This is a genomic window from Rhizobium sp. IY2, from assembly GCF_047532935.1.
Taxonomy (GTDB): Bacteria; Pseudomonadota; Alphaproteobacteria; order Rhizobiales; family Rhizobiaceae; genus Rhizobium; species Rhizobium anhuiense.
Map to the genome: position 1 here is coordinate 64936 of NZ_JBLKNU010000012.1, position 24118 is coordinate 89053.

Genomic DNA, 24118 nt, shown 5'->3' on the forward strand with positions numbered 1-24118 from the left:
GCAGGGGAAATGACGAAGAACGCAATCGTGCTCGGCGCCGGCATCGTCGGGGTTTCCACGGCCATCCATCTTCAGCGGCGCGGCCGGCAGGTGACGCTGATCGACCGCAAGGATCCGGGCAACGAAACCTCCTTCGGCAATGCCGGCCTGATCCAGCGCGAAGGTGTCGCGCCTTACGGCTTTCCCCAGCAGCTCGGGCTTTTGCTGCGTTATGCGCTGAATAACCGCATCGATGCGCATTATCACCTGCGCACGCTGCCGAGCCAGATCGCCTTTCTCGCCCGCTACTGGTGGAACTCCAATGCGCGCCGCCACGCGCTCATCACCCGGGCCTATGCGCCGCTGATCGAAAATTCGATTGCCGAACACAAGGACCTGATCGAAGCGTCGCAGGCTGAAGCGTTGATCCGCAAGGATGGCTGGATCAAGCTTTTCCGCACGCAGGCCAAGCGCGACGCGGCTCTTGCGGAGGCAGCACTTTGGCAGAATGAATTCGGGGTGGAGTACGACAGCCTGGCTCCGGCCGATATCGCCCGCATGGAACCTGATCTTTCCGGCGATTTCGCCGGTGCTATCCGCTGGCGCGACCCCTGGTCGGTGCTCGACCCGCATGCGCTGACATCGGCCTATCGCCACTATTTCGAAAGCCTCGGCGGCCGTTTCGTCACCGGGGATGCCGCCTCGCTCGGTCCGTTCGGCTCCGGCTGGAAGATCATGACGACAGAGGGTCCGCTCGAAGCCGAGGATACCGTCATAGCGCTCGGCCCCTGGGCGGCCGTTGCGACGCGCCGGCTCGGCTATTCCCTCCCACTCGGGGTCAAACGCGGCTATCACATGCATTATGCCGCCGAGGGCGATGCCGTGCTCAACAACTGGATGCTCGATGCCGAACGCGGCTACTTGCTGGCGCCGATGAACCGCGGCATCCGCCTGACGACCGGGGCGGAGTTTGCAACGCTCGACGCGCCGAAGACGCCGGTCCAGCTCGACCGTGCCGAAGCCGTCGCGCGCACCATCTTCCCGCTCGGCAGGCGGCTCGATCCCGAGCCTTGGATGGGTGCTCGCCCCTGCACGCCCGATATGATGCCGGTTATCGGCAAGGCGCCGCGCCATCAGGGGCTGTGGTTTGCCTTCGGCCATGCCCATCACGGGCTGACGCTCGGGCCGGTGACGGGCCGCGTGCTTGCCGAACTCATCACCGGCGAGACGCCGTTCATCGATATTGCGGCCTATTCGCCGCAGCGTTTCAAGCCGTGATGCCGAGAGCAGCGAGACCTTTGAGAGCGGTCGCCGCGATGCCGTCCACCGTGTCGTCGATATCGACGGTGACGACGCCCGGCTCGCCCGTGGGCACCTCAAGCGTCGCCAGCTGGCTTTCGAGCAGCGAGACCGGCATGAAATGGCCCTTGCGCTCGCCCATCCGCTTCGTCAGCAGCGCCTTGGAGCCTTCGAGATAGACGAAGAACAGATTGCCGCCGACAGCCGCCCGCAGCCGGTCGCGATAGACGCGCTTCAGCGCCGAGCAGGAGACGATGATGCCCTCGCTCTTGTCAAGCGAGGCCTGCATGTCCTCGCCGATTAGGTCGAGCCAGGGCATCCGGTCCTCATCCGTCAGCGGAATGCCCTTCGACATCTTTTCGACATTGGCGGCCGGATGAAGCGCATCGCCTTCGACGAAGGCCAGGTGCAGGGCCTCGGCGAGCTTTTCGCCGACGGAGGATTTGCCGCAGCCGCTGACCCCCATGACGATGATCGCATGGGGTTTGTTCATCTGCTCCGACATGATTCCTCCCAATCGATGTTTCCCGCTCAATCGAGCGGGAAGTGACAGGCATATTGTTGTTCGCCCTCTCCCCTTAATTCGGGAGAAACCTGGCGGCAATGGTCCTGCGCCTTCCAGCAGCGCGGATTGAAGTGGCAGCCCGACGGCGGCTTCAACGGCGACGGCAGCTCACCCTGCAGGCGGATGCGGCTCTTCTCGCGGTCGGGATCGGCAATCGGCGTGGCCGACAGCAAGGCGGCCGTATAGGGATGGCGTGGCCTGGCGAAGACCTCGGCGGCGGGACCGGTTTCGACCGGGCGGCCGAGATACATCACCATCACCTCGTCGGCGATATGATGGACGACGGACAGGCCATGCGAGATGAAGAGATAGGCAAGACCCATCTCCTTCTGCAGGTCCATCAAGAGGTTCAGCACCTGCGCCTGGATCGACAGATCGAGCGCCGAGACCGGTTCGTCGAGCACCAGCACCTTCGGCCGCAGCATCAGGGCGCGGGCAATGGCGATGCGCTGACGCTGGCCGCCTGAGAACATGTGGGGATAACGGCCATAATGCTCCGAACGCAGGCCGACGCGCGCCATCATCTCCTCCACCTTGCGGCGGCGGGCGGCGGCGTTGAGATCGGTGTTGATCTTCAGTGGCTCTTCGAGGATCGAGCCGACCTTCTGGCGCGGGTTGAGCGAGCCGTACGGATTCTGGAAGACGATCTGCACCTGGCTGCGCAGGCTGCGGTCGCCGACATTGGCGGGCTTGCCGTCGATCAGCAACTGCCCTGACGTCGGATCCTCGATCATGGTGACCAGGCGGGCGAGCGTCGACTTGCCGCAGCCGGATTCGCCGACGACGGCGAGCGTCTTGCCGGAATGGAGGCTGAAGCTGACGCCGTTCAGCGCCTTGACGGTGGCGTCGGCTTTGAAGAAACCACGGTTGACGGTGTAGAAGCGGGCGAGATCCCTGCCCTCGAGAACAGCATCCGTCATACGAGGTCTCCTGCAGTTTCAACGGCCATCACGCCCGGATGGCCGAGCGGCTTGCCGTCCTTCAAAGGATAGTTGCAGAGCGCCAGGCCCAACTCCGGCCCCTGACGAACGACGCCGCGATCGCATTCGACCGTGGCGAAGCCACAGCGCGGCGCGAAAAGACAGCCTGTCGGGCGACCGTGCTGACCGGGCACGACACCGGCGATCGAGGGAAGGCGCTGGCCGACTTTGGCGCGTTCCGGGAGGGCCGCGAGCAGGGCTGCGGTATAGGGATGATGCGGATCGCGGAACAGCGCCCTCACCGGCTGCTCCTCGACCTTCTGGCCGGCATATTGCACCTGCACGCGCTCGGCGGTTTCGGCGACGACACCCATGTCGTGGGTGATCAGCACCAGCGCCATGCCCTGCTCCTTCTGCAGGCGAACGAGCAGATCGAGGATCTGGGCCTGGATCGTCACGTCGAGCGCGGTCGTCGGCTCATCGGCGATGAGCAACTTCGGATTGCAGGCGAGCGCCATTGCGATCATGACGCGCTGGCTCATGCCGCCGGACATCTGATGCGGGAAGTTCGACAGGCGGTCTTCCGGCGCCGGAATGCCGACGAGATTCAAGAGCTCGATCGAGCGTTGGCGGCGCTCCTTGCGGTTGAGGCCCATATGAAAGCGCAGGGTCTCACCGAGCTGGAAGCCGACCGTGAAGCACGGATTGAGGCTCGACATCGGCTCCTGGAAGATCATCGCCATATCCTTGCCGACGATCCTGCGGCGCTGGCGGGCGGAGATGCCGCGCAGATCCTTGCCGTCGAACTGCAGACGGTCGGCGGTGATCTTCGCTGTCCAGGGCAGAAGCCCCATCAGCGCCAGCATGGCAACGGATTTGCCCGAGCCGGATTCACCGACGACCGACAGGATTTCGCCCTTGTCGCAGGCAAGCGACACGCCGTCGACGGCGCGGAACAGACCGGAAGAGGTCTGGAATTCGACAGTCAGATTTTCAATCTCGAGGAGCGACATCACGACCTCTTCAGTTTGGGATCGAGCGCATCGCGCAGGCCGTCGCCCATCAGGTTGATGGCGAGAACGGTGATGAGAATGGCAAGACCCGGAAATGTCACCACCCACCAGGCGCGCGAGATGAACTCACGGGATTCGGCCAGCATCGTACCCCATTCCGGTGTCGGTGGCTGGGCGCCCATGCCGAGAAAGCCGAGGGCGGCGGCATCGAGAATCGCCGCCGAGAAGGCGAGCGTCGCCTGAACGATCAGCGGCCCCAGACAGTTCGGCAGGATCGTCTTGAACATCAGCCGGAAGGTGCCGGCACCGGCGACACGCGAGGCGATCACATATTCCTTCTCGCGCTCTGAAATGACCGAGGCGCGCGTCAGGCGCACGAAATGCGGCTGATTGACCAGCGAAATCGCGATCATCGCGTTGGTGAGGCCAGGCCCCAGGACGGCCACCAGCACGAGCGCGAGCAGCAGCGACGGGAAGGCCAGGATGATGTCCATCAGGCGCATGATCGCGGTGTCGACCTTGCCGCGGAAATATCCGGCGATGAGGCCGATCAGCACCCCGCAGATGACCGAAAGTGTGACGACGACGACGCCGATGAAGAGCGAAAAGCGCGCGCCATAGATCAGGCGCGAGAGGATATCGCGGCCGACGGCATCCGTTCCGAGCGGGAAGGAGGCGCTACCGCCCTCCATCCAGGCCGGCACGGCGAGCAGCACCGCGCGGTTCTGTTCGTTCGGCTGATGTGGCGCAAAGAGCGGTGCGAGGACTGCGACGACCAGGATGATGGTGAACACCACGAGGCCGATGACGGCGCCCTTGTTGCGAGAGAAATAATGCCAGAACTCCGCAACAGCGGATGGCTGACCGGTTTTGACGGTGACGGTGCTCATGAACCGCTCCTAATGACGAATGCGCGGATTGATGAAGCCGTAGAGAACATCAACAATCAGATTGACCAGCATGATGACGCCGGCGATCAGGAGAAGGCCACCCTGGACCACGGCATAATCGCGCTTGAACACCGAATCGACCATCCATTTGCCGATGCCCGGCCAGGAGAAGATCGTCTCGGTGAGGATGGCGCCGGCAAGAAGGACGCCGATCTGCAGGCCGATCGTGGTAATGACTGGGATCATCGCATTGCGCAGCGCATGCACGCCGACGACGCGCAGCGGCTTCAGGCCCTTCGAGCGCGCCGTGCGGACATAATCCTCGCCCAGAACCTCGAGCATCGCCGAACGCGTCTGGCGGGCGATAACGGCGAGCGGGATGGTCGCCAGCACGATGGTCGGCAGAATGAGATAGCTGACGGCCGAGGCGAAAGCGCCCTTCTGGCCTGACAGCAGGCTGTCGATCAGCATGAAGCCGGTGACCGGCTTGAAGAAATACATCAGTGAGATGCGACCGGAAACCGGCGTCCAGCCGAGATAGCCGGAGAAGAAGATGATCAGCAGCAAACCCCACCAGAAGATCGGCATGGAATAACCGATGAGGGCAACACCCATCACGCTCTGATCGAACCAGGTGCCACGCTTGACGGCCGCAAAGACGCCGGCGGGCACGCCAAGACAGACCGCGATGATGATGGCACAGAGCGAAAGTTCCAGCGTTGCCGGGAACAAAGTGAAGAACTCGCCGAGAACGGGCCGCTTGGTGACGATCGAGGTGCCGAGATCGCCGTGCAGCACTTTTACGATATAATCGAAATACTGCACATATATGGGCCGGTCGAAGCCGAGATCGTGCATGATCTGGGCGTGACGTTCCGGCGCCATGACACGTTCACCCGACAGAAGCATGACCGGATCACCGGGAATCAGGCGGATGAACGAGAAGGCAATGAGCGAAACGCCGAGAAACGTCGGGATCAGCACCGCGAGGCGGCCGATGAAAAAACGCAACATAGCAGGTTTTCCAATAGTTTCCGGCGGTCAGGGCAACCTGACCGCCGGCCGCACCCGGCGTTGACCGGGTAGTTTACAGATTTTTTATTATTCGGAAATGTCCACGCCGTCGAAACGGTGGATGCCGAGCGGATCCATGAAGAAGCCCGAGACCTTCTTGCTCATCGGAACGAAGACCAACGAGTGGTCGAGCGTATTCCAGGGAGCTTCCTTCTTGAAGATCAGCTGAGCCTGCTCATAAGCCTTGGTGCGCTCGGCGACGTCGGCCGTCTGCTTGGCCTTCGTCATCAGATCGTCGAACTCCTTGTTGCACCACTGCGCGCGGTTGTTGCCGCCGACAGCGTCGCAGCCAAGCAACGTATCCATAAAGTTGTCGGGATCACCGTTGTCGCCAGTCCAGCCGAGGATGACGGCACCGTCGCGATTCTTGTCGGACGAGAGCTTCAGATATTCGGCCCATTCATGGGTGACGATTTCCGCATCGACGCCGACCTTGGCCAGGTCGGCCTGCATCAATTCGGCGGCGCGACGCGCGTTCAACATGTACGGACGCGAAACCGGCATTGCCCAGATCTTCATCTTCAGATCCTTGACGCCGGCATCTGCCAGCATCTTCTTCGACGCATCGGGATCATACTTGTCGTCGACGACGGCATCGTTATAGGACCACATCGTCGGCGGGATCGGGTTCTTGGCAACGGCCGCGGCACCCTGGAAGACGGCATCGACGATCGCCTGCTTGTTGATCGCCATGTTCAGCGCCTTGCGGACTTCGGCCTTGTCGAACGGAGCAATCAAGGTGTTGTAGGCGAGATACGAAACGTTCAGGCCGGCCTGCTCGAGCACGGTCAGGTTCTCGTCCTTCTTGAGTTCGGCGACGTCAGCCGCATTCGGATAAGGAATGAGGTGGCATTCACCGGCTTTCAGCTTCTGCGCGCGGACGGCGGCGTCAGAGGTAATCGCGAAAACCAGATCGTCGATCTTTTCCTTGCCCTTGAAATAGGTCTCGTTGGCCTTGTAGCGGATGACGGCATCCGGCTGGTAGGCGACGAAGGTGAACGGGCCGGTGCCGAGCGGCTGCTGGTTCATCTGCGCCATTTTGCCGTCGGCGGCGAGTTTGTCGGCATATTCCTTGGAGACGATCGAGGCGAAGTCCATGGCGAGGTCGGCGAGGAACGGCGCTTCGGGATGGTTGAGCGTGAACTTGACGGTGAGGTCATCGACCTTCTCGACCGACTTGATCAGCTCCGGGAAGCCCATGCCGGCAGCATATTCGTAAGAGCCGCCCTCGACATACTTGTTCCAGGGATTGTCAGCCTTGAGCTGGCGCTCGAACGAGAAGATGACATCGTCAGCATTGAAGTCACGCGTCGGCGTGAAGAAGTCGGTGGTCTGATACTTGACGCCCGGATGCAGCTTGAAGGTGTATTCCTTGCCGTCGGCCGAAACGCTCCAGCTGTCGGCCAGGCCCGGCTCGATCTCGGTGCCGCCATGCTTGAATTCGACGAGACGGCTATAGACCGTGCGCGACGACGCGTCGAAGGTCGTGCCTGCCGTGTAGAGGCTCGGGTCGAAGCCTTCCGGCGAGCCCTCGGAGCAATAGACAAGGGTCTTGGACCAGGCCGACGTCGCCATGACGGAAATCAGGGCCGTCGCTGCCAGGAGGACAGAGATCTTTTTCATAGTATTGTTTCCCGGTTGTTCTTTTTTGATGTTTGGAGATCGTAGAATGGCATCACGATCGACGGTTGATGGAACGATATTTATCTACTGAAAGCAACGGGCTACGGAGAAAAATTTTCCAGCTGGACAATTTTAGAAATTTTCAGTCAAAAATCAGCCGCATTTGGAAATTTTCGGACAAAAAAGACCGGAATTTTGTCGCATTTGGTATAAAAGCGCCGCCATCGCGACACGCGGACGCCATCCCCCCGCATTTCCGAGACCGGGAGACGCCGCAAAAACAAAAACCGCGGCTGCTGGAGCAACCGCGGTTCAGAAGCATAATCTGCGCTTAGAGCGCCGTGCGTCCTTTCGGACGCACAAGGGATAGTTCAGGCGGCGGGGACAACGATCGCGGGTTTGCGATATGGCTGCTCACCGGTGATTCCGAGAAGGAAATTGATCTGCGGACGGGCCTTGACGAGGTCGTCGATGGAATATTCCGAAAGCACGGCGAAGAAGGCGTTGAGCGCCTTGCGCAGCGCCGAATTCAGGCCGCAGCTGTCGACCAGCGGGCATTCGACCTCACCGTCATCCTCGAAGCATTCGGCCATGGCGAAACTGTCTTCCGTGACCCGAACCACGTCGAAGAGGGTAATGTCGGCCGCCGGCTTGCCCAAGCGCACGCCGCCGTTGCGACCGCGCACGGTCTCGACCAGACCCGCCTTGTTGAGCGGCTGGAGAATCTTGAAAAGAAAGAGCTCGGAAACACCATAGGCCTTGGCGATTTCCGGAATCCGGCTCAAGTGCCCGTCGTTGGCAGCACAATACATCAACATGCGAACCGCATAGTTGGTCTGCTTCGTCAACCGCATGCCATTCTCCTGACTCGTGCCTGTTCAGACCTATATAGGCGGTTTGCTAGTTTTGAACAATTCCAAAATATGAAATTCGCATTCAGCTTATGAGGCCATTTGCCGCGACGTCAATCCGCCCCCATCACGGGGGTCACGCGACCGGCAACTCATCTGAGAACAACGCCACCAAAAATCAACAACTTATAATCGAAAAATTCGGGGGCCGAAAGGCCCCCGAATTGCAGATTGCAGATTGGAATGTCGTGAAGATCACTTCATCGTCGGCATGACGAACTCGGCGCCACTCTTGATGCCCGAGGGCCAGCGGGCGGTGACCGTCTTGGTCTTCGTCCAGAACTTGATCGAATCCGTGCCGTGCTGGTTGAGGTCGCCGAAGCTCGATGCCTTCCAGCCGCCGAAGGAATGGTAGGCGAGCGGAACCGGGATCGGAACGTTGATGCCGATCATGCCGATATTGATGCGCGAGGCGAAATCGCGGGCGGCATCGCCGTCACGGGTGTAGATGGCGACGCCGTTGCCGTATTCGTGCTTCATCGGCAGCGACAGCGCTTCCTCATAGTTCGCGGCGCGGACGACGGAGAGGACAGGTCCGAAGATCTCGGTCTTGTAGATGTCCATCTCGGGCGTGACGTGGTCGAACAGGCAGCCGCCGACGAAATAGCCGTCTTCATAGCCCTGGAGCTTGAAATCGCGGCCGTCGACGACGAGCTTGGCGCCTTCCTCGATGCCGCGGTCGATCAGGCCGCGGACACGGTTATAGGCATCCTTGGTGACGAGCGGGCCCATGTCGGCCTTGTCATCGGTGTAGGGGCCGATGCGCAGCGATTCGATCTTCGGCGTCAGCTTCTCGACGAGGCGGTTGGCGGTTTCTTCGCCGACCGGAACGGCAACCGAGATCGCCATGCAGCGCTCGCCGGCCGAACCATAGCCTGCGCCCATCAGCGCGTTGACGGCCTGGTCCATATCGGCATCCGGCATGATGATCATGTGGTTCTTGGCGCCGCCGAAGCACTGGGCGCGCTTGCCGTTCATTGCCGCCGTGCCATAGACGTAGCGAGCGATCGGCGTCGAGCCGACGAAGGAGACGGCGCCGATATCGGGATCGGTAAGGATCGCATCGACAGCACCCTTGTCGCCGTTGACGACGTTGAGAATGCCGGCGGGCAGACCGGCCTCGATCATCAGTTCGGCGAGACGGATCGGCAGGGAGGGATCACGCTCGGAGGGCTTCAGGATGAAGGCGTTGCCGCAGGCGATCGCCGGCGCAAACATCCACATCGGGATCATGCCGGGGAAGTTGAAAGGGGTGATGCCGGCGCCGATGCCGACCGGCTGGCGGATCGAATACATGTCGATCGCCGGGCCTGCGCCCTCGGTGAATTCACCCTTGGCGAGATGCGGAATGCCGCAGACGAATTCGCAGACTTCGAGGCCGCGGATGACGTCGCCCTTGGCATCCTCGATCGTCTTGCCGTGTTCCTTGGAAATCAATTCGGCAAGTTCATCCATGTGCTTGTTCAGGAGTTCGACGAACTTGAAGAAGACGCGGGCGCGGCGCTGCGGATTGGTGGCAGCCCATTTCGGCTGCGCGGCCTTGGCGTTTTCGACTGCGGCGCGCAGTTCCTCGACGCTTGCAAGCGCGACCGTCGCCTGCACTTCGCCGGTTGCCGGATTGTAGACGTTGCTCACGCGGCCGCTGGTGCCGGCAACATGCTTGCCGCCGATGAAATGACCGATCTCATGCATGGGTGTTCCTCCTGTTTTTGGATGACCGACAATCGCACTTCAATTTGCACAAATCAATGCGCTGATATAAGGAACTGTTGTGCGTAGATTGTAGTCCTGTCGTTGCATCGGGCCTGCTGCTTACAAACTTGGCACGGCACGTCGACAAGTCAAATCCCAAGGGGAGGTCAAACCGTTGAGCCGGAAACCCGTCGTCAGAATGGCGGAGCTGGAGATCGCTCCGGAGACGCTGGAAACCTATAGCGCATTGCTCGCAGAGGAAATCGAGGCATCGGTGGCGCTGGAAGACGGCGTCCTTTCCCTCTGCGCCGTTTCCATCAGGGACCACCCAAACCGCATCCGTATTCTGGAGGTCTACACCGACCAGGCGGCATATGAGGCCCATCTGCAGGCACCGCATTTCCTGAAATACAAGAACCAGACGGCGGGCATGGTGACATCGCTGGCGCTGATCGAGGTCGATCCGATCGCCATGCGTGCCAAGCCATGAACTGGGACGATGTGCGTATTTTCCTGGCCGTCGCCCGCACCGGGCAGATCCTTGCCGCCTCGAAGCGGCTGGGGCTCAATCACGCCACGCTCTCGCGCCGGCTGACGTCGCTGGAAGAGGCGCTGAAGACACGGCTTTTCATCCGCCGCACGAATGGCTGCGAGCTGACGGCCGAAGGCGAAGTGTTCCTGGCATCCGCAGAGCGGATGGAAACCGAAATGCTCGCAGTACAGGCCAGCCTCGGCCACACCGATACGGCTATTGCCGGGACCGTGCGCGTCGGCGCGCCCGATGGGTTCGGTGTATCCTTCCTGGCGCCGCGCATAGGCAGACTGATCGAGCGCCATCCGGAACTGAAGATCCAGCTCGTACCCGTGCCGCGCTCTTTCTCGCTGTCGCAGCGCGAGGCCGATATCGCCATCACGCTGGAGCGGCCGGTACAAGGCCGGCTCGTCTCTTCCAAACTCACCGACTACACGCTCGGCCTCTATGCCTCACGCGACTACCTCGCCACCCAGGGCACGCCCGGCGATATCGAGGCGCTGAAGGCGCATCCGCGCATCGGCTATGTCGAAGACCTGATCTTCACCGCCTCGCTGAATTTCTCCGGCGAGGTGATGCGCAGCTGGGATGCGAGCTTCGAGATATCGACGGCGATCGGGCAGACGGAGGCGGTGCGATCAGGCGCCGGCATCGGCATTCTGCACGATTATATCGCCCGGCAGTATCCGGAGCTCCAGCGCATCCTGCCTGAAATTTCGATCCGGCGGGCCTACTGGACGACCTATCACGAAACGGCGCGCGATCTCGTGCGCGTCAGGAGCGTTGCCGATTTCCTGCAGGAACTCGTCAGCGCCGAGCGCCATATTTTTCTTTAAACGTCCCGCACGTGCTTTGCCGGCTCGTCGTTCTCGTCCGGGTTCGGAACCGGCGCCTCGTCGGGCAGCCTGTCCGGCTCCGGTTCCGTGATCGGAGGCACCGGCTTCCAGCCGGGTGCCGGCATCGGCGGCTGGTCGGGAATGGGTTCGTTGGGCACGGACATGACCGCCTCCCTTTCATGATCTTGGTTTGACGCGATGTTCGGGACTATTTGTCCGGCTTCAGCGATTCGGCAGCGCGCATCGGCATGCTGTCGATGATGGCGAAGAGCTCGCCATCGGTGATCGGCTCGCTGGCCTTCAGCTTGACAGTGCCGTCCTTGCCAACAAGAAAGGCCGCGAACTCGCCCACATCGGGCGCCTGGAGATCGCGGCGGATCGCTTCGCCGTCGAGACCATCGGGGGCACCGAAGAGCGGCCGAACGCCGGCGCCTGATATCTTCAGCACCACCAGGTCACGCTCATCGAGGGCCGAGCGATCGGCCAGCAGCTGGTTCTCCTGGCGGGCGGCGCGGGCATTGTCCCTGTCGGCGAAAACAACGAAAACGCGGTTCTTCCACTGGAACGCAGCAAGGCTTTCGACCGGCGCATAGGCGCTGTTGGTCTGATCGATCTTGGTCGCACCGTAGAGAAGGGTTTTCGACATGCGTATCTCCCGTTAACTGGAGAACGGCGCGGGCCGGCATGGGTTCCATCGAAACGGCGGGAACCGGGTTTTCATTCTGATCGTGGGGGAAGAAATGGTACGGTTGGGGGGTCTCGAACCTCCGACCTCAGGTGCCACAAACCTGCGCTCTAACCAACTGAGCTACAACCGCATAAATCACGCTTGGCGCGACGGGGGTCACATACGAGGACTTGGCGATGAATTCAAGCCCCCTTCCTCGTCAATATACAAAAAGGCTGGACGCGAGGTCCAGCCTTTTGTCTGCGATCGGTAAAAGACCGATCAGGCGACCTTGAAGGAAGCCAGGGCCTTTTCGGCGGCGTCCTTGGAAGGCTTTGCGAGCTTTTCGGCCACCTGCTTGGTGGTTTCCTGGATCGACTTCGCCTGCTCGACAGTGAGTTCGGCCTGCTTGCGGATGAAGGAGGTCTGCAGTTCGAAGAATTCGGCGGCGGACTTGACGCCGAGCAGCGCTTCGAAGTGCGACAGCGAGTTCTCGGAATTGACGCGCAGGATGTCGATCGCCTTCAGGCCGATCTCAACGCTGCCGGCCTGAGCCGTCTGGACGGTGGCTTCGAGCGTCTTGCCGGCTTCCTCGCCAGCGGTCTTCAGCTTGGCATAGGCATCCTTCGACTGCTGGGCGCCCTTTTCGGCGAAATCACGGAAGGATTCGGCGAACTTGGACGGGTCGAAAGAAGCAATTGAAAAAACGTCATCGGTCTTTATGGTAGCCATGGGTCGCATCCTTTGGGCTGAGGCAGTCGCTGCCTTCGATAGTTGGGATGATGCTTATATAAGACATATCATTGTGCATTGCAACAATTATTGTGCGATGCACAAGACGTTAACCTTTCCGGCCGAAAACACCCTGCTCTTCTGGACCGGCATGCCACCCGCAGTTATTAATAAGCCGTTAATTTAAGAAGGCCGACAGCGACAAGGTTCGAACATGCCCGCAGTCCAATATCCGTTCATCGATATCGCCGTGCATGCACGGGTGCGGGAACGCTTTTCACGCGGCGAGGCGATGGTCCTGTTTTCGGCCGATCTTGCCCGCCTGCTCTGGGCAAACGGCGCAGGTGCGGAGCTTTTCGGCCATTCGGCGGTCTATGACCTGCTCGACCAGGGCGTCGACCGGGGCGACATTACCTTCCGCCAGCTGGAAACGGCTGCGCGCCAGCTTTCCGATGTCGGTGACAACAGAAGCCTGATGATCCGCGTCGCCAAGGGCTTCCAGCGCGCCCAAGTGCAGGCGGCCGCCGAACTGATCCGGCTCTCCTCAGGCGAAAAGGCCATCCTGTTTTCGGTGCCGGTCTCGGCAAAGCCATTGGCGGCCGGCGCCTCGGCGGCGCAGATGCTGCAAGGGCTTGATGATCCCGATACGCATATGGCGGTGATCGGCGCCAATGGCGAAGTCATCGCCGCTTCGCCGGGCTTTGCGTCGCTCGGCATATCAGAGCAGACCGCAAAGACCTTGATCAATCTTGCCGGCGCCCATCCCGACCGGCTGGTGAAGCGTCCCGTCGCCACCACCAGAGGCAATCTTCCGGCCGCCTTCGGCAAGCTCAGCGACGAGCCGGCGCTCCATCTGCTTTTTGCCGTGGAGGCCGCGATCGGCGATCTCGACCCGATCGATGCCCCCGCGCTCGACCCGGTCGATGCGCCCGCGCAGGAGGAAAGCGTGCCGGCCGCCGAACTGCTTCAGGACGAGCCTGCCGTCGCCACCGGCTTCACCGAGATTATCGACGCGGTCTCGGGGATCGAAGAGGTCGAGGAGACGCTCGAGGACATCACCGGCGAAAACGAACAGCCGGCCGAGACAGCAGCGGCATCCGAAGACGAGGCGGTCGAAGAGGCTGGTCTCGCCGGACATGCCGAGGTGGCGAGTGACGTCGGTGTGATCGATAGCAGCGCGGATGGGGCCGACAAGCCTGCCGCGACCATCGAGGACGACCTTGCCTCCTTCACCGAGACGGTGGAAACGGCCGTGGCGGAGCCGTCTGCCGAAACCCACGAAACGCCTATCGAAGATGCGCCGGAAGCGGTTCATGAAGAGCCCGCCATCGCAACGCCTGTGGTCCCCAACGCTGCCCCTGCTCCTGAGCTTGCGGCTGAGCCCGGCTTTGTCTTCAGGCCGAATAGCCGCGCCACGCGCTTCGTCTGGAAGATCGACGCCGATGGCTGCTTCACCGAGGTCAGCCACGAATTTGCCGAGGCCGTCGGTCCACATGCGTCCCACATCATCGGTTCGGCCTTCGGCGATGTCGCCGCCCTTTTCAACCTCGATCCTGACGGCAAGCTTTCCGAGGCGCTCGCCCGCCGCGACACATGGTCGGGCAAGACGATCCTCTGGCCGGTCGAAGGCACCAGCCTCGTCGTTCCGGTCGATCTGGCAGCACTGCCGACCTATACCCGCAACCGCGACTTCGACGGCTTCCGCGGCTTCGGCGTCGTCCGGCTTTCGGACGCGCAGGAAGATCCGCTGGCGCTCGGCCTGACGCTTGGCCCTGATGGTATCGGCCATGATGCCGCGAGCCTCGGCCCGGTGGCCGATGAAGCGGAAGCCGCGTCCCAGGAGGTCCCGGCCGAAACCATCGTGTCGGAAGAGATCGGCGACCAGGCGTTTGTGGCAGCCGAACCGGAGACCGAAGAGACGGGATCGGAAGAGATCACGGCCGAAGAGGCGATCGCCGAGACGTCAGCGCCGGAGAATACAGTAGAAGAACAGGCGACGGGCGCCGACGAAGCACCTGCCGCCGGGCCGGCAGCGGATCTTTCGGACGAGCCGCCGGCGCTTCGCATTGCCGAGACGCCCAATCGCCGTTTCTCCGACAAGATCGTTCAGCTCCACAATACCAGCGCCGGGCTGACGGCCGCCGAACAGGCGAATTTCCGCGAGATTGCCAAGCGCCTGGAAGCCTTCGGCACGCGCAAGGAAGAGCCCGCCGCTCCAGCGCCGATGGAACCCGCAGCCCCGGCGTCGGCGGCACCTACCGTGACGGCGGCGGTGGAATCCGCCGTCGCGGAAATGGCGAGCTTCGAAGGGGCCTCTGGACATGAAGAGTCCGAGGCCGAAACTCCCGGCGACAAGGCTGACATCGCCTCGCCCGAGGAAATCGCGCCGCAAGAGGCGATCTTCGAGAATGCCGTCGAGGCCGAGCGCGAAGACGACGTCGTCGCCGAGGAGCCGGCTGTTATCGCCGAAGACGAGGCGACGGAAGGACTCGAGGAGACGGTCAGCCAGATCGAGGTTCTCACAAGCTTCATCCCGCCGCGCGTCAAGATGACCGACGGGCTTTCGGTGGGAACGGTCGACCAACTGCCTGTCGCCGTGCTCATCCATATCGGCGATGCGCTGATCCATGCCAATCCGGAATTCATGCGGCTGACGGGCTATGCTTCGCTCGACGCATTGCGCGAGGTGGGCGGCATCGAGGCCCTGCTGCAGCGCCGCGAACTCGAGGAGAAGGCGGCCGGCTCCAGCACCATGATGCTCGTCAAGGCCGATGACACGCTGGCGCCGGTGACCGCCCGGCTGCAATCGGTGCGCTGGGAAGATGCCAACGCGTTGATGCTGGCGCTGATGCCGGTCGAAGGCAAGGATGACAGCCGCAGTGAAGCAAGCCGTTCCGAGGGCCGCTCCGAGGGCCGTTTCGAAGCCCGTCCCGAGCGGATGGTCGAGAAGGTCGCCAAGCTTCAGGTCGAAGTGGAGGAATTGCGCTCGATCCTGGAAACGGCGACCGACGGCGTCGTCGTCATCGGCACGGAGGGCGACATCCGCTCGATGAACCGGTCGGCGAGCGCGCTTTTCAATTACGACGAGCAGGAGACGCGCGGCAAACCCTTCGTCATGCTGTTTGCCCATGAGAGCCAGAAGGCGGTCCTCGACTATCTGAACGGCCTCTCCGGCCATGGTGTGGCCAGCGTGCTGAACGACGGACGCGAAGTGATCGGCCGCGAGGCGGCCGGCGGCTTCGTGCCGCTGTTCATGACCATGGGCCAGCTCACCTCCTCCAATGGCTACTGCGCCGTCATCCGCGATATCACCCAGTGGAAGCGCACCGAAGACGAGTTGCGCAACGCCAAGGGTGCGGCCGAAACCGCCAACGCCCACAAGACCGATTTCCTCGCCCGCGTCAGCCACGAGATCCGCACGCCGCTCAATGCGATTATCGGCTTTTCCGATATGATGGCGGGCGAGCGCTTCGGGCCGATCGGCCATCCCCGTTATATCGAATATGCCAACGACATCGGCCGCTCCGGCCGGCACGTCCTCGATATCGTCAACGATCTGCTCGACATTTCGAAGATCGAGGCGGGCGAGATGGACCTCGATTTTGCCGCTGTCGGCCTCAACGAGGCGGTTTCCGAAGCCGTGGCGCTGGTGCAGCCGCAGGCGAACGGCCAGCGCGTCATCATCCGCACGGCGCTGTCGCATGCGGTGCCCGAAGTCGTGGCGGATCTGCGCTCGATCAAGCAGATCGCGCTCAACATCCTGTCGAACGCCATCCGCTTCACCCCGTCGGGCGGGCAGATCGTCGTTTCCACCTCCTACGAGGCCAATGGCAGCGTTGTCTTGAGGGTCCGCGATACCGGCATCGGCATGACGCGCAGTGAACTCGACCAGGCGATGAAGCCGTTCCGGCAGGTCTCCTCGACCCAGTCGCGCCACCGCGGCGACGGCACCGGGCTCGGCCTGCCGCTGACCAAGGCGATGGTCGATGCCAACCGGGCGGTGTTCTCGATCAATTCGGCGCCGAACGAGGGCACTCTCGTCGAGATCACCTTCCCGTCGCAGCGGGTGCTGGCCGGCTGATCGGCGCAAAAGAAAAGCGATCACCACAAAGAAAAGGCAGCCCGGAGGCTGCCTCGAAAATTGGTGCTGTTCAACAAGAGCTCAGTCGATCAACGTCATGTTGTTGTAAGCCCTGGGGCTTCAGGCCGCCTCGTTCATGTGCGACCCCTAAGTTAGCTTTACATTTGACAAACCTTTCTTAACGAAAGGTTTCCATGACAGGCGATTGATGGAGGGTGAAAGCTTGTAGCTTGCGATCGCCATCAATCCTTCAGTTCGCTCAAACCGGCGAAGAGCCGCAGCGCCTCGGGATTGGCGAGCGCTTCCTGGTTTTTGACCGGCCTGTTGTGCACGACCTCGCGCACCGCAAGTTCGACGATCTTGCCGGATTTGGTGCGGGGAATATCGGCAACCGCAATGATTTTCGCCGGCACATGCCGCGGCGAGGCGCCGGTGCGGACCCGCGTCTTGATCGCCTTGACGAGATCCTCGGTCAGCGTCACACCGGAAGCAAGGCGCACGAAGAGGATGACGCGCACGTCGTCGTCCCACTCCTGGCCGATGCACAGCGCCTCGGCCACCTCCTCCATCTGCTCCACCTGATTGTAGATCTCGGCCGTGCCGATGCGCACGCCGCCGGGATTGAGCGTCGCATCCGAACGGCCGTGGATGATCAGGCCGCCATGCTCCGTCCATTCGGCGAAATCGCCGTGGCACCAGACATTGTCGAACCGGTCGAAATAGGCGGCGCGATACTTGGCGCCATCGGGATCGTTCCAGAACATCACCGGCATCGAAGGGAAGGCCTTGGTGCAGACGAGTTCACCCTTCTCCCCGCGCACCGGCTTGCCATCATCGTTCCAGACATCGACCGCAAGACCGAGGCCGGCCCCCTGGATCTCGCCGCGCCAGACCGGCTGCAGCGGATTGCCGAGCACGAAGCAGGAGACGATGTCGGTGCCGCCTGAAATCGAGGCGAGATGGACATCCGCCTTGATGCCCTCATAGACGAAGGTGAACCCCTCAGGCGACAGCGGCGAGCCGGTGGAGGTCATCAGCCGCAGGCTGGAGAGATCGTGGCTTGCGCGCGGCGTCAGCCCGCCCTTGCGCACCGCATCGATATATTTCGCCGAAGTGCCGAAGATCGCGAATTTTTCGGCCTCGGCATAGTCGAACAGCACGTTGCCATCGGGCGCGAAGGGCGAGCCGTCGAACAGGCAGAGCGTTGCGCCGCTGGCAAGGCCGCTGACCAGCCAGTTCCACATCATCCAGCCGCAGGTGGTGAAGTAGAACAGCTTCTCCCCCGCCTCCAGGCCGCAATGCAGCCGCTGCTCCTTGAGGTGCTGCAGCAGCGTGCCGCCGGCCGAATGCACGATGCATTTCGGCACGCCTGTCGTCCCCGACGAAAACAGGATGTACAGCGGATGCGCGAAGGCAAGCGGCGTAAACTCGACCTCCCTTGCCTCATAAGGCGCGACAAAGGCCTCGAGCGTCGAAGCCCCCGGCGTCTTGCCCGCCACCGCCTCCGCATCGCCGGCGTAGTGGACGATGACCGTCGGGACATCCAGGCTTTTGGCAACCGTGGCGACCTTGGCGCCGACATCCTGCAGCTTGCCGGAATACCAATAGGCATCGCAGGCGATGAAGAGCTTGGGGCCGATCTGGCCGAAGCGGTCGAGCACGCCCTGCTCGCCGAAATCGGGAGAGCAGGACGACCATATGGCGCCGATCGAGGCGGCAGCGAGCATGGCGGCGACGGTCTCCGGCATGTTCGGCATCATCGCGGCGATGCGGTCGCCCTTGCCGATGCCGCGGGCCGCGAAGGCCTGCTGCAGCTTCGAGACCAGCGCGCGCAGCCAGTCCCACGACCAGCGATCCTCGGCCTTGTCCTCGCCGCGGAAGATGATGGCCTCGCCTTCACCGCGGCCCGACAACAGATTTTCGGCGAAGTTCAGCGTCGCATCGGGAAAGAAGCGGGCCTCCAGCATGCGGTCGCCATTGGCAAGTACCTCTGCGCCGCGTTCTCCCTTCACGCCGCAGAAATCCCAGACGGTCGACCAGAAATTCTCCCGCTCGGCCACCGACCATGCATGCAGATCCTCAAAGCCCGAAAGAGAAAGCCCGAAATCGGCATTGCAGCGCTCGATGAAGGCATGGATCGGGCTTCTGGCAACGGCGGCGTCCGAGGGCACCCAAAGTGGTCTGTTATCCTGCATTCAATCCTCCTCCCCAATGCCGTCTTTATATCATGCTGCATTGCATTATAAAGTGCGGAACCGACGTGATCCGTCGCCTATCGCATCGTCTTTTGCGCCTCTTGAAAAGACGCGCGGCATTGTATGGGATTTGCATATGCCCGATATTTCCTATATCCGCCGAAACCAGCGCATAACGGGATGACCGGCTGCATTGCCGGCGGAGATCATGAGCACGTCAAGACATCGCAGGTGGCGCAGGAAGATCGGACCCGTTTCGCGCTGGCTTCCGGCCTTCGCCCGTGTTTCGACGGTATTCCTGCTGATCGCGCTGGCGCTTTTCGTGGCGCTGCGGGTCGCCGCCCCCTATCTCATTTCCACCGGCTTCGTGCGCTCCGGCATCGAGGACGCGCTGTCGAAATGGACGGGCTACCATGCCGAGATCAAGGGCAGTCCGGTTCTCGAATTCTGGCCGACGCCGCGCATCACGCTGAACCAGGTCACCATCCGCCAGCCGCGCGAAAGCGGCGACAAGCTGCTCGGCAGCATTGAAAGCCTGTCGGCCGATTTCAGCCTCATAGACGCGCTCCGTGGGCGGACGAGTTTCCACGAATTCCACCTGCTGCGCCCCAGCCTGGCGCTCACGCGCGACGAGAAGGGGCTGATCGACTGGAGTTATGCCGGCCTGCTCGCACGCGCGATCAGCGGCGTGCGCTACGAGAACGGAGCGGAGGTGCTCGATCCCGATCTCGATGCCGAGATCGGCGCGTTGACCGTCGAGGATGGCACGCTTGTGGTCACCGACATCAAGAGCGCCAAGGCCTTTCATTTCGACAGCGTCACCGCAGATATCGCTTGGCCGAGACTGTCCGGCGCGATCTCGGCGGTCATCATCGCCCGCATCAACGGCCAGGACCTGAAGATCGATTTCGCCTCGCGCCAGCCGCTGCTCGCCTTTGCCGGCCGGAATGCCGAGGCACGGACGTCGCTCACGTCAAACCTGCTGACGGCGCATTTCCAGGGCGTTGCCAGCATCGCCAACCTTTCGGCCCTTTCCGGCAATGTCACCGCCAGCATCCCCGATGTGCCGGCCCTTCTGGCATGGTCGGGCGAATCTGTCCCGGGCATCGGGACGCTGAAGAGCGCCTCGCTGGAATCCGACATCATGTCGTCGGGCAGCGGGCTGCGCTTCAACAATCTCAGCCTCTCCCTGAACGAAGCGAGCGCCACCGGGGTGATGGATCTCTTTACCCAGCCCGGCAAACGGCCGAAGATCGGCGGCACGCTCGCTTTCGACCAGATGAACCTCAAGCCCTTCCTCGATGCCTTCGCGCTCAGGCTCGCAGCCGGAGAGGCAGAAGAAATCTCCGCCGGCATCACTGGGCCGCTGCAGATGCTCGATGTCGACGTCAGGCTTTCGGCACGGCGCGCGCAAATGGGTCTCTTCGAGCTTTCCGATGTCGGCGCCAGCATGATCGTGGCCGGCGGCGAGGCGAAATTCGATATTGGCGACAGCCAGTTCGAAGGCGGCGAGATGACCGCGCATCTGGAAGCGACGCAGCGCGACTTCGACGGTGGCGGCAAGCTGCAGCTGTCGATCCGCGATGCCGACTTCGCAGCTCTTGCCGAGCGCCTGCAGCTGAAAGGTCCGCTGCCGCTTGCGACAGGATCGCTCGATCTCGACCTCCGGTCGCCGAAGGCGATATGGACGACCGGCCTTGCCGACGTCACCGGCAAGCTGCGCTTCTGGACGAAGCAAGGCACGATCCCCGGCATCGATGCCGCAGCGCTCCGCACGCAGGCAGCCGAAAAGCCGTTCTTTCCGCTGAGCGCGGCGGCAGGCGGCGCCTTCACCTTCAACCAGCTGAACCTGCAGGCCGATTTCGCCAACGGCACCGCCGAGATGCACGACGCTCATATTGCCGGCGCCACGGAGACGCTGACGCTTTCCGGCGTCATTACCTATCAGTCGAACGGGCTGGCGCTTTCCGGATCGCTGGAGGCAACCGATCCGGCCAAGGCGGCAGAGCTGCCGCTTCTACCGTTCTTCGTCGGCGGTTCATGGCCCAACCCGGTGATCTCGCCAGTGCCGCTTTTCGGCAATACGCCGCACGCGCAATAGAGCATTTCCGTTTTCTTCGAAAAACGGAAGCGCTTCATCTTTTGTTTCACGCAATTTCAGCTCACGCGCCGGCCGCAGCGGCACGCTCATCCCTCTGGCGCTGTGTTTCGCGGCGCTTGGTGATGATCGAGGCGCAGATGACGCCGAAGGCGACGACGCCGATCAGGATCGTGCACACCGCATTGATCTCGGGCGTCACACCGAGGCGGACCTGGCTGTAAATCCTCATCGGCAGCGTGGTGGCGCCCGGCCCCGAGGTGAAGCTCGCAATCACCAGATCGTCGAGTGAGAGGGTGAAGGCAAGGATCCAGCCGGAGAGCACGGCCGGCGCGATGATCGGCAGGGTGATCTCGAAGAAAGTGCGCACCGGCGGCGCGCCGAGATCCTGCGCCGCTTCCTCGATCGAATGATCGAAACTCAGCAGGCGCGACTGGACGACGACGGCGACAAAGCACATGGTCAGCGTCGTATGCGCGAGCGTGATCGTCCAGAAGCCACGGTCGAGACCGATCGCCACAAAGAGCAGCAGCAATGACAGGCCGGTGATGACCTCCGGCATGACGAGCGGTGCATAGACCATGCCCGAAAACAGCATCCGGCCGCGAAAGCGGGTGTAACGCACCAATGTCAGCGCCGCCATCGTGCCGAGGATGGTTGCAAATGTTGCCGACAGCAGTCCGACGCGCAGCGTCACCCAGGCAGCGTCGAGCAAGGCCTGATTGCTCATCAACGAGACATACCATTTCGTCGAGAAGCCGCCCCAGACGGTTACGAGTTTGGATTCGTTGAAGGAGAAAATGACGAGAAGCACGATCGGCAGATAGAGGAAGGCGAAGCCGAGCGTGACGGAGACGATATTGAAACGGGTCCATTTCAGCATGGTTTATTTCCCCCGCTCTTCGGCTTTGGCCTGGACATTCTGGAAGAAGACGATCGGGATGACCAGGATCAGCAACAGGATGGTCGCCACCGCCGAGGAGACCGGCCAGTCGCGATTGGAATTGAACTCGTTCCACAGCGTCTTGCCGATCATCAGCGTCTGCGACCCGCCGAGCAGATCGGGGATGACGAATTCGCCGACGGCGGGGATGAAGACCAGCATGCAGCCGGCCACCACGCCGGGGATCGACAGCGGGAAGGTGACGCGCCAGAAGGCGGTGATCGGCGGGCAGCCGAGATCCTGCGCTGCCTCGATCAGCGTGCCGTCCATCTTCTCGAGCGCCGAATAAAGCGGCAGTACCATGAAGGGGAGATACGAATAGACGATGCCGATATAGACGGCGGTATTGGTGTTGAGGATGATCAGCGGCGCATCGATCAGGTGCAGCGACAGCAGCAGCTGGTTGAACAGGCCCTCCGGCTTGAGGATGGCGATCCAGGCGTAGACGCGGATCAGGAAGCTCGTCCAGAAGGGCAGGATGACAAGCATGACCAGCGTCGGCCGCAGGCCACGTGGCGCCTGCGCCATGCCGTAGGCGATCGGATAGGCGATCAGCAGCGTCAGGAGGGTGGAGATCGCGGCGATCACCACGCTCGACACATAGGCGTTGAAATAGAGCGGGTCGTCGGTCAGGTAGGTGTAATTGTCGAAGGAGAATTCGCCGATCTTACTTAAGAGGCCGGCCCAGCCGTCGGCGAAGGAGAAGACAGGCTCATAGGGCGGCATGGCGATCGCCGTCGTCGACATCGAAATGCGGAAGACGATGAAGAAGGGCGCCAGGAAGAAGAGCAGCAGCCAGGCGTAAGGGATGACGATGACGAGGCGATTGTAGAGGCCGGAGGTGAGCTTGCCCATGACGTCAATCCTTCAGCAGGACGCCGGCATTCTCGTCGAAGGAGACCCAGACTTCCTGATCGTAGGTGAAGGGGTCGTCGACGGAGCGCTGCGCATTGAGGGACGAGGCCTTGACGATATTGCCGCTCTGCAATTTCACATGGAAGACGGTCATGTCGCCGAGATAGGCGATATCCCAGAGTTCGCCTTTGGCGGCGTTGACGGACGCGTTGGCGGGAGCCGTGCGCCCGACCCGCATCTTCTCCGGCCGGATGGCGAAGCCGACGGCGCTGCCTGCAGAAGGTGTTTCGGAAGCGGCGACACGCACGCTGAAGCCGCTGTCGACTGATATCTCGACGGTGCCGTTGCCCGATGAGGCGACCTTGCCGTCGAAAATGTTCACGTCGCCGATGAAATCTGCGACGAAACGGCAATTCGGCGCTTCGTAGATCTCGGCCGGCGTCGCCACCTGCACCACCTTGCCGTGGCTCATGACGGCGATACGGTCTGCCATGGTCATCGCCTCTTCCTGGTCGTGGGTGACGACGACGAAGGTAAGTCCAAGATTCTGCTGCAGGTCCATCAGCTCGAACTGGGTTTCCTCGCGCAGCTTCTTGTCGAGCGCGCCGAGCGGTTCGTCGAGCAGCAGCACCTTGGGGCGCTTGGCGAGCGAGCGGGCCAGCGCCACGCGCTGGCGCTGGCCACCGGAAAGCTGGTTCGGTTTGCGGGAGGCGAACTGCTCCAGCTTGACGAGCTTCAACATCTGCAAGACGCGGTCAGTCATCTCGTCCTTCGCCATGCCGTCCTGTTTCAGGCCGAAGGCGATGTTCTTCTCGACCGTCATGTGCGGGAAAAGCGCATAGGACTGGAACATCATGTTGACGGGGCGCCGATAGGGCGGCGTACCGGCCATATCGGTGCCATCGAGGACGATTTCGCCCAAGGTCGGCTGCTCGAAGCCGGCGAGCATGCGCAGAAGCGTCGACTTGCCGCAGCCGGAAGCGCCGAGCAGCGCGAAGAACTCGCGGTGATAAATATCGAGCGACAGGTTATCGACGGCGGTGAAATCACCGAAACGCTTGGTGACGTTCTTGATGGATATGAAGGGCTTGGCGGACGGATCGGTCCAAGGTGCGAAAGAGCGGCGAATATTGCCTAGAGACTTCATATTGTTCCCCGAAAATGCATTCTTTGCTTTTATTCTTGGCTTTTGCTCCCGGTTTCACCCAGCCGG

Annotated in this window: 20 protein-coding genes and 1 tRNA gene; 5 read left to right on the forward strand and 16 right to left on the reverse strand. The window is 62.0% G+C overall.

Annotation, left to right across the window (positions count from 1 at the left end; translation table 11 throughout):
• Positions 1 to 9: 9 nt before the first annotated feature.
• Positions 10 to 1257 carry an NAD(P)/FAD-dependent oxidoreductase gene (locus ACMUVN_RS28005; RefSeq protein ID WP_414815770.1) on the forward strand — a complete coding sequence of 416 codons (1248 nt, stop codon included), beginning with the start codon at positions 10 to 12 and terminating at the stop codon, positions 1255 to 1257.
• On the opposite strand, the gene ACMUVN_RS28010 is transcribed toward ACMUVN_RS28005, so the two are convergent.
• The 8 genes from ACMUVN_RS28010 to ACMUVN_RS28045 all read right to left on the reverse strand — a co-directional run bounded on the left by ACMUVN_RS28010 (position 1247) and on the right by ACMUVN_RS28045 (position 9966).
• Positions 1247 to 1783 (reverse strand): gluconokinase, encoded by a 537-nt coding sequence (locus ACMUVN_RS28010; RefSeq protein ID WP_047613669.1) that lies wholly within the window; start codon positions 1781 to 1783, stop codon positions 1247 to 1249. The two genes, ACMUVN_RS28005 and ACMUVN_RS28010, sit on opposite strands and share 11 nt — an antisense overlap.
• 26 nt (positions 1784 to 1809) lie before the next feature.
• The gene (locus tag ACMUVN_RS28015; protein ID WP_047613667.1) at positions 1810 to 2763 is read right to left on the reverse strand and encodes a peptide ABC transporter ATP-binding protein; all 954 of its coding nucleotides are present in this window, start codon (positions 2761 to 2763) and stop codon (positions 1810 to 1812) included.
• The gene (locus tag ACMUVN_RS28020; protein ID WP_063476361.1) at positions 2760 to 3776 is read right to left on the reverse strand and encodes an ABC transporter ATP-binding protein; all 1017 of its coding nucleotides are present in this window, start codon (positions 3774 to 3776) and stop codon (positions 2760 to 2762) included. Before ACMUVN_RS28020 ends, ACMUVN_RS28015 begins: the two co-directional genes overlap by 4 nt.
• Positions 3776 to 4666: an ABC transporter permease subunit gene (locus ACMUVN_RS28025; protein WP_063476360.1), complete on the reverse strand. Its 891-nt coding sequence runs from the start codon at positions 4664 to 4666 to the stop codon at positions 3776 to 3778. Before ACMUVN_RS28025 ends, ACMUVN_RS28020 begins: the two co-directional genes overlap by 1 nt.
• A 9-nt stretch (positions 4667 to 4675) precedes the next feature.
• On the reverse strand, positions 4676 to 5680 hold the full coding sequence (locus ACMUVN_RS28030) for an ABC transporter permease subunit (protein ID WP_018244875.1): 1005 nt from the start codon (positions 5678 to 5680) through the stop codon (positions 4676 to 4678).
• Positions 5681 to 5767: 87 nt separating this feature from the next.
• Positions 5768 to 7363 (reverse strand): ABC transporter substrate-binding protein, encoded by a 1596-nt coding sequence (locus ACMUVN_RS28035; protein WP_018244874.1) that lies wholly within the window; start codon positions 7361 to 7363, stop codon positions 5768 to 5770.
• Positions 7364 to 7734: 371 nt separating this feature from the next.
• Positions 7735 to 8217 carry an iron-responsive transcriptional regulator RirA gene (gene rirA, locus ACMUVN_RS28040; RefSeq protein WP_414815771.1) on the reverse strand — a complete coding sequence of 161 codons (483 nt, stop codon included), beginning with the start codon at positions 8215 to 8217 and terminating at the stop codon, positions 7735 to 7737.
• Positions 8218 to 8469: 252 nt separating this feature from the next.
• Complete coding sequence (locus tag ACMUVN_RS28045) at positions 8470 to 9966, reverse strand: CoA-acylating methylmalonate-semialdehyde dehydrogenase (protein ID WP_028758281.1); 1497 nt, start codon at positions 9964 to 9966, stop codon at positions 8470 to 8472.
• 175 nt (positions 9967 to 10141) lie between these two features.
• On the opposite strand from ACMUVN_RS28045, the gene ACMUVN_RS28050 reads away from it, so the two are divergent.
• Both ACMUVN_RS28050 and ACMUVN_RS28055 read left to right on the forward strand, forming a co-directional pair.
• Positions 10142 to 10456 (forward strand): putative quinol monooxygenase, encoded by a 315-nt coding sequence (locus tag ACMUVN_RS28050; RefSeq protein ID WP_028758282.1) that lies wholly within the window; start codon positions 10142 to 10144, stop codon positions 10454 to 10456.
• Complete coding sequence (locus ACMUVN_RS28055; protein WP_063476359.1) at positions 10453 to 11334, forward strand: LysR family transcriptional regulator; 882 nt, start codon at positions 10453 to 10455, stop codon at positions 11332 to 11334. Before ACMUVN_RS28050 ends, ACMUVN_RS28055 begins: the two co-directional genes overlap by 4 nt.
• On the opposite strand, the gene ACMUVN_RS28060 is transcribed toward ACMUVN_RS28055, so the two are convergent.
• From ACMUVN_RS28060 to ACMUVN_RS28075, 4 genes are all read right to left on the reverse strand, one after another.
• Entirely contained in the window at positions 11331 to 11498 is a 168-nt protein-coding gene (locus ACMUVN_RS28060) for a hypothetical protein (protein ID WP_088930367.1), read from the reverse strand. The genes ACMUVN_RS28055 and ACMUVN_RS28060 overlap by 4 nt on opposite strands.
• A 44-nt stretch (positions 11499 to 11542) precedes the next feature.
• Positions 11543 to 11980, reverse strand: a complete 438-nt coding sequence (locus ACMUVN_RS28065; RefSeq protein ID WP_063476358.1) for a DUF4174 domain-containing protein — start codon at positions 11978 to 11980, stop codon at positions 11543 to 11545.
• 95 nt (positions 11981 to 12075) lie between these two features.
• A tRNA-His gene (locus ACMUVN_RS28070) sits at positions 12076 to 12152 on the reverse strand.
• Between the two features lie 131 nt (positions 12153 to 12283).
• The gene (locus ACMUVN_RS28075; protein ID WP_063476357.1) at positions 12284 to 12733 is read right to left on the reverse strand and encodes a phasin; all 450 of its coding nucleotides are present in this window, start codon (positions 12731 to 12733) and stop codon (positions 12284 to 12286) included.
• 214 nt (positions 12734 to 12947) lie between these two features.
• Between ACMUVN_RS28075 and ACMUVN_RS28080 the strand changes: the two genes are divergently transcribed.
• A complete protein-coding gene (locus ACMUVN_RS28080) occupies positions 12948 to 16814 on the forward strand; it encodes an ATP-binding protein (protein ID WP_414815772.1) in 3867 nt (1288 codons plus the stop codon).
• A gap of 242 nt (positions 16815 to 17056) precedes the next feature.
• Here ACMUVN_RS28080 and ACMUVN_RS28085 read toward each other — a convergent pair whose 3' ends face one another.
• On the reverse strand, positions 17057 to 19009 hold the full coding sequence (locus tag ACMUVN_RS28085; RefSeq protein WP_414815773.1) for an acetoacetate--CoA ligase: 1953 nt from the start codon (positions 19007 to 19009) through the stop codon (positions 17057 to 17059).
• Between the two features lie 208 nt (positions 19010 to 19217).
• On the opposite strand from ACMUVN_RS28085, the gene ACMUVN_RS28090 reads away from it, so the two are divergent.
• Positions 19218 to 21110: an AsmA-like C-terminal region-containing protein gene (locus ACMUVN_RS28090; RefSeq protein WP_127431248.1), complete on the forward strand. Its 1893-nt coding sequence runs from the start codon at positions 19218 to 19220 to the stop codon at positions 21108 to 21110.
• Positions 21111 to 21171: 61 nt separating this feature from the next.
• On the opposite strand, the gene ACMUVN_RS28095 is transcribed toward ACMUVN_RS28090, so the two are convergent.
• The 3 genes from ACMUVN_RS28095 to ACMUVN_RS28105 are packed head-to-tail and all read right to left on the reverse strand — an operon-like array spanning position 21172 to position 24052.
• On the reverse strand, positions 21172 to 21990 hold the full coding sequence (locus ACMUVN_RS28095) for an ABC transporter permease (RefSeq protein WP_018244860.1): 819 nt from the start codon (positions 21988 to 21990) through the stop codon (positions 21172 to 21174).
• A 3-nt stretch (positions 21991 to 21993) separates the two neighbouring features.
• Positions 21994 to 22905: an ABC transporter permease subunit gene (locus tag ACMUVN_RS28100; protein WP_029868001.1), complete on the reverse strand. Its 912-nt coding sequence runs from the start codon at positions 22903 to 22905 to the stop codon at positions 21994 to 21996.
• 4 nt (positions 22906 to 22909) lie between these two features.
• Complete coding sequence (locus ACMUVN_RS28105; protein ID WP_063476353.1) at positions 22910 to 24052, reverse strand: ABC transporter ATP-binding protein; 1143 nt, start codon at positions 24050 to 24052, stop codon at positions 22910 to 22912.
• Positions 24053 to 24118: the final 66 nt, after the last annotated feature.

Coding starts and splice junctions, on each gene's coding strand:
- ACMUVN_RS28005 (WP_414815770.1), top strand. CDS start 10: ATGACGAAGAACGCAATCGTGCTCGGCGCCGGCATCGTCGGGGTTTCC.
- ACMUVN_RS28010 (WP_047613669.1), bottom strand. CDS start 1,783: ATGTCGGAGCAGATGAACAAACCCCATGCGATCATCGTCATGGGGGTC.
- ACMUVN_RS28015 (WP_047613667.1), bottom strand. CDS start 2,763: ATGACGGATGCTGTTCTCGAGGGCAGGGATCTCGCCCGCTTCTACACC.
- ACMUVN_RS28020 (WP_063476361.1), bottom strand. CDS start 3,776: ATGTCGCTCCTCGAGATTGAAAATCTGACTGTCGAATTCCAGACCTCT.
- ACMUVN_RS28025 (WP_063476360.1), bottom strand. CDS start 4,666: ATGAGCACCGTCACCGTCAAAACCGGTCAGCCATCCGCTGTTGCGGAG.
- ACMUVN_RS28030 (WP_018244875.1), bottom strand. CDS start 5,680: ATGTTGCGTTTTTTCATCGGCCGCCTCGCGGTGCTGATCCCGACGTTT.
- ACMUVN_RS28035 (WP_018244874.1), bottom strand. CDS start 7,363: ATGAAAAAGATCTCTGTCCTCCTGGCAGCGACGGCCCTGATTTCCGTC.
- rirA (WP_414815771.1), bottom strand. CDS start 8,217: ATGCGGTTGACGAAGCAGACCAACTATGCGGTTCGCATGTTGATGTAT.
- ACMUVN_RS28045 (WP_028758281.1), bottom strand. CDS start 9,966: ATGCATGAGATCGGTCATTTCATCGGCGGCAAGCATGTTGCCGGCACC.
- ACMUVN_RS28055 (WP_063476359.1), top strand. CDS start 10,453: ATGAACTGGGACGATGTGCGTATTTTCCTGGCCGTCGCCCGCACCGGG.
- ACMUVN_RS28060 (WP_088930367.1), bottom strand. CDS start 11,498: ATGTCCGTGCCCAACGAACCCATTCCCGACCAGCCGCCGATGCCGGCA.
- ACMUVN_RS28065 (WP_063476358.1), bottom strand. CDS start 11,980: ATGTCGAAAACCCTTCTCTACGGTGCGACCAAGATCGATCAGACCAAC.
- ACMUVN_RS28075 (WP_063476357.1), bottom strand. CDS start 12,733: ATGGCTACCATAAAGACCGATGACGTTTTTTCAATTGCTTCTTTCGAC.
- ACMUVN_RS28080 (WP_414815772.1), top strand. CDS start 12,948: ATGCCCGCAGTCCAATATCCGTTCATCGATATCGCCGTGCATGCACGG.
- ACMUVN_RS28085 (WP_414815773.1), bottom strand. CDS start 19,009: ATGCAGGATAACAGACCACTTTGGGTGCCCTCGGACGCCGCCGTTGCC.
- ACMUVN_RS28090 (WP_127431248.1), top strand. CDS start 19,218: ATGAGCACGTCAAGACATCGCAGGTGGCGCAGGAAGATCGGACCCGTT.
- ACMUVN_RS28095 (WP_018244860.1), bottom strand. CDS start 21,990: ATGCTGAAATGGACCCGTTTCAATATCGTCTCCGTCACGCTCGGCTTC.
- ACMUVN_RS28100 (WP_029868001.1), bottom strand. CDS start 22,905: ATGGGCAAGCTCACCTCCGGCCTCTACAATCGCCTCGTCATCGTCATC.
- ACMUVN_RS28105 (WP_063476353.1), bottom strand. CDS start 24,052: ATGAAGTCTCTAGGCAATATTCGCCGCTCTTTCGCACCTTGGACCGAT.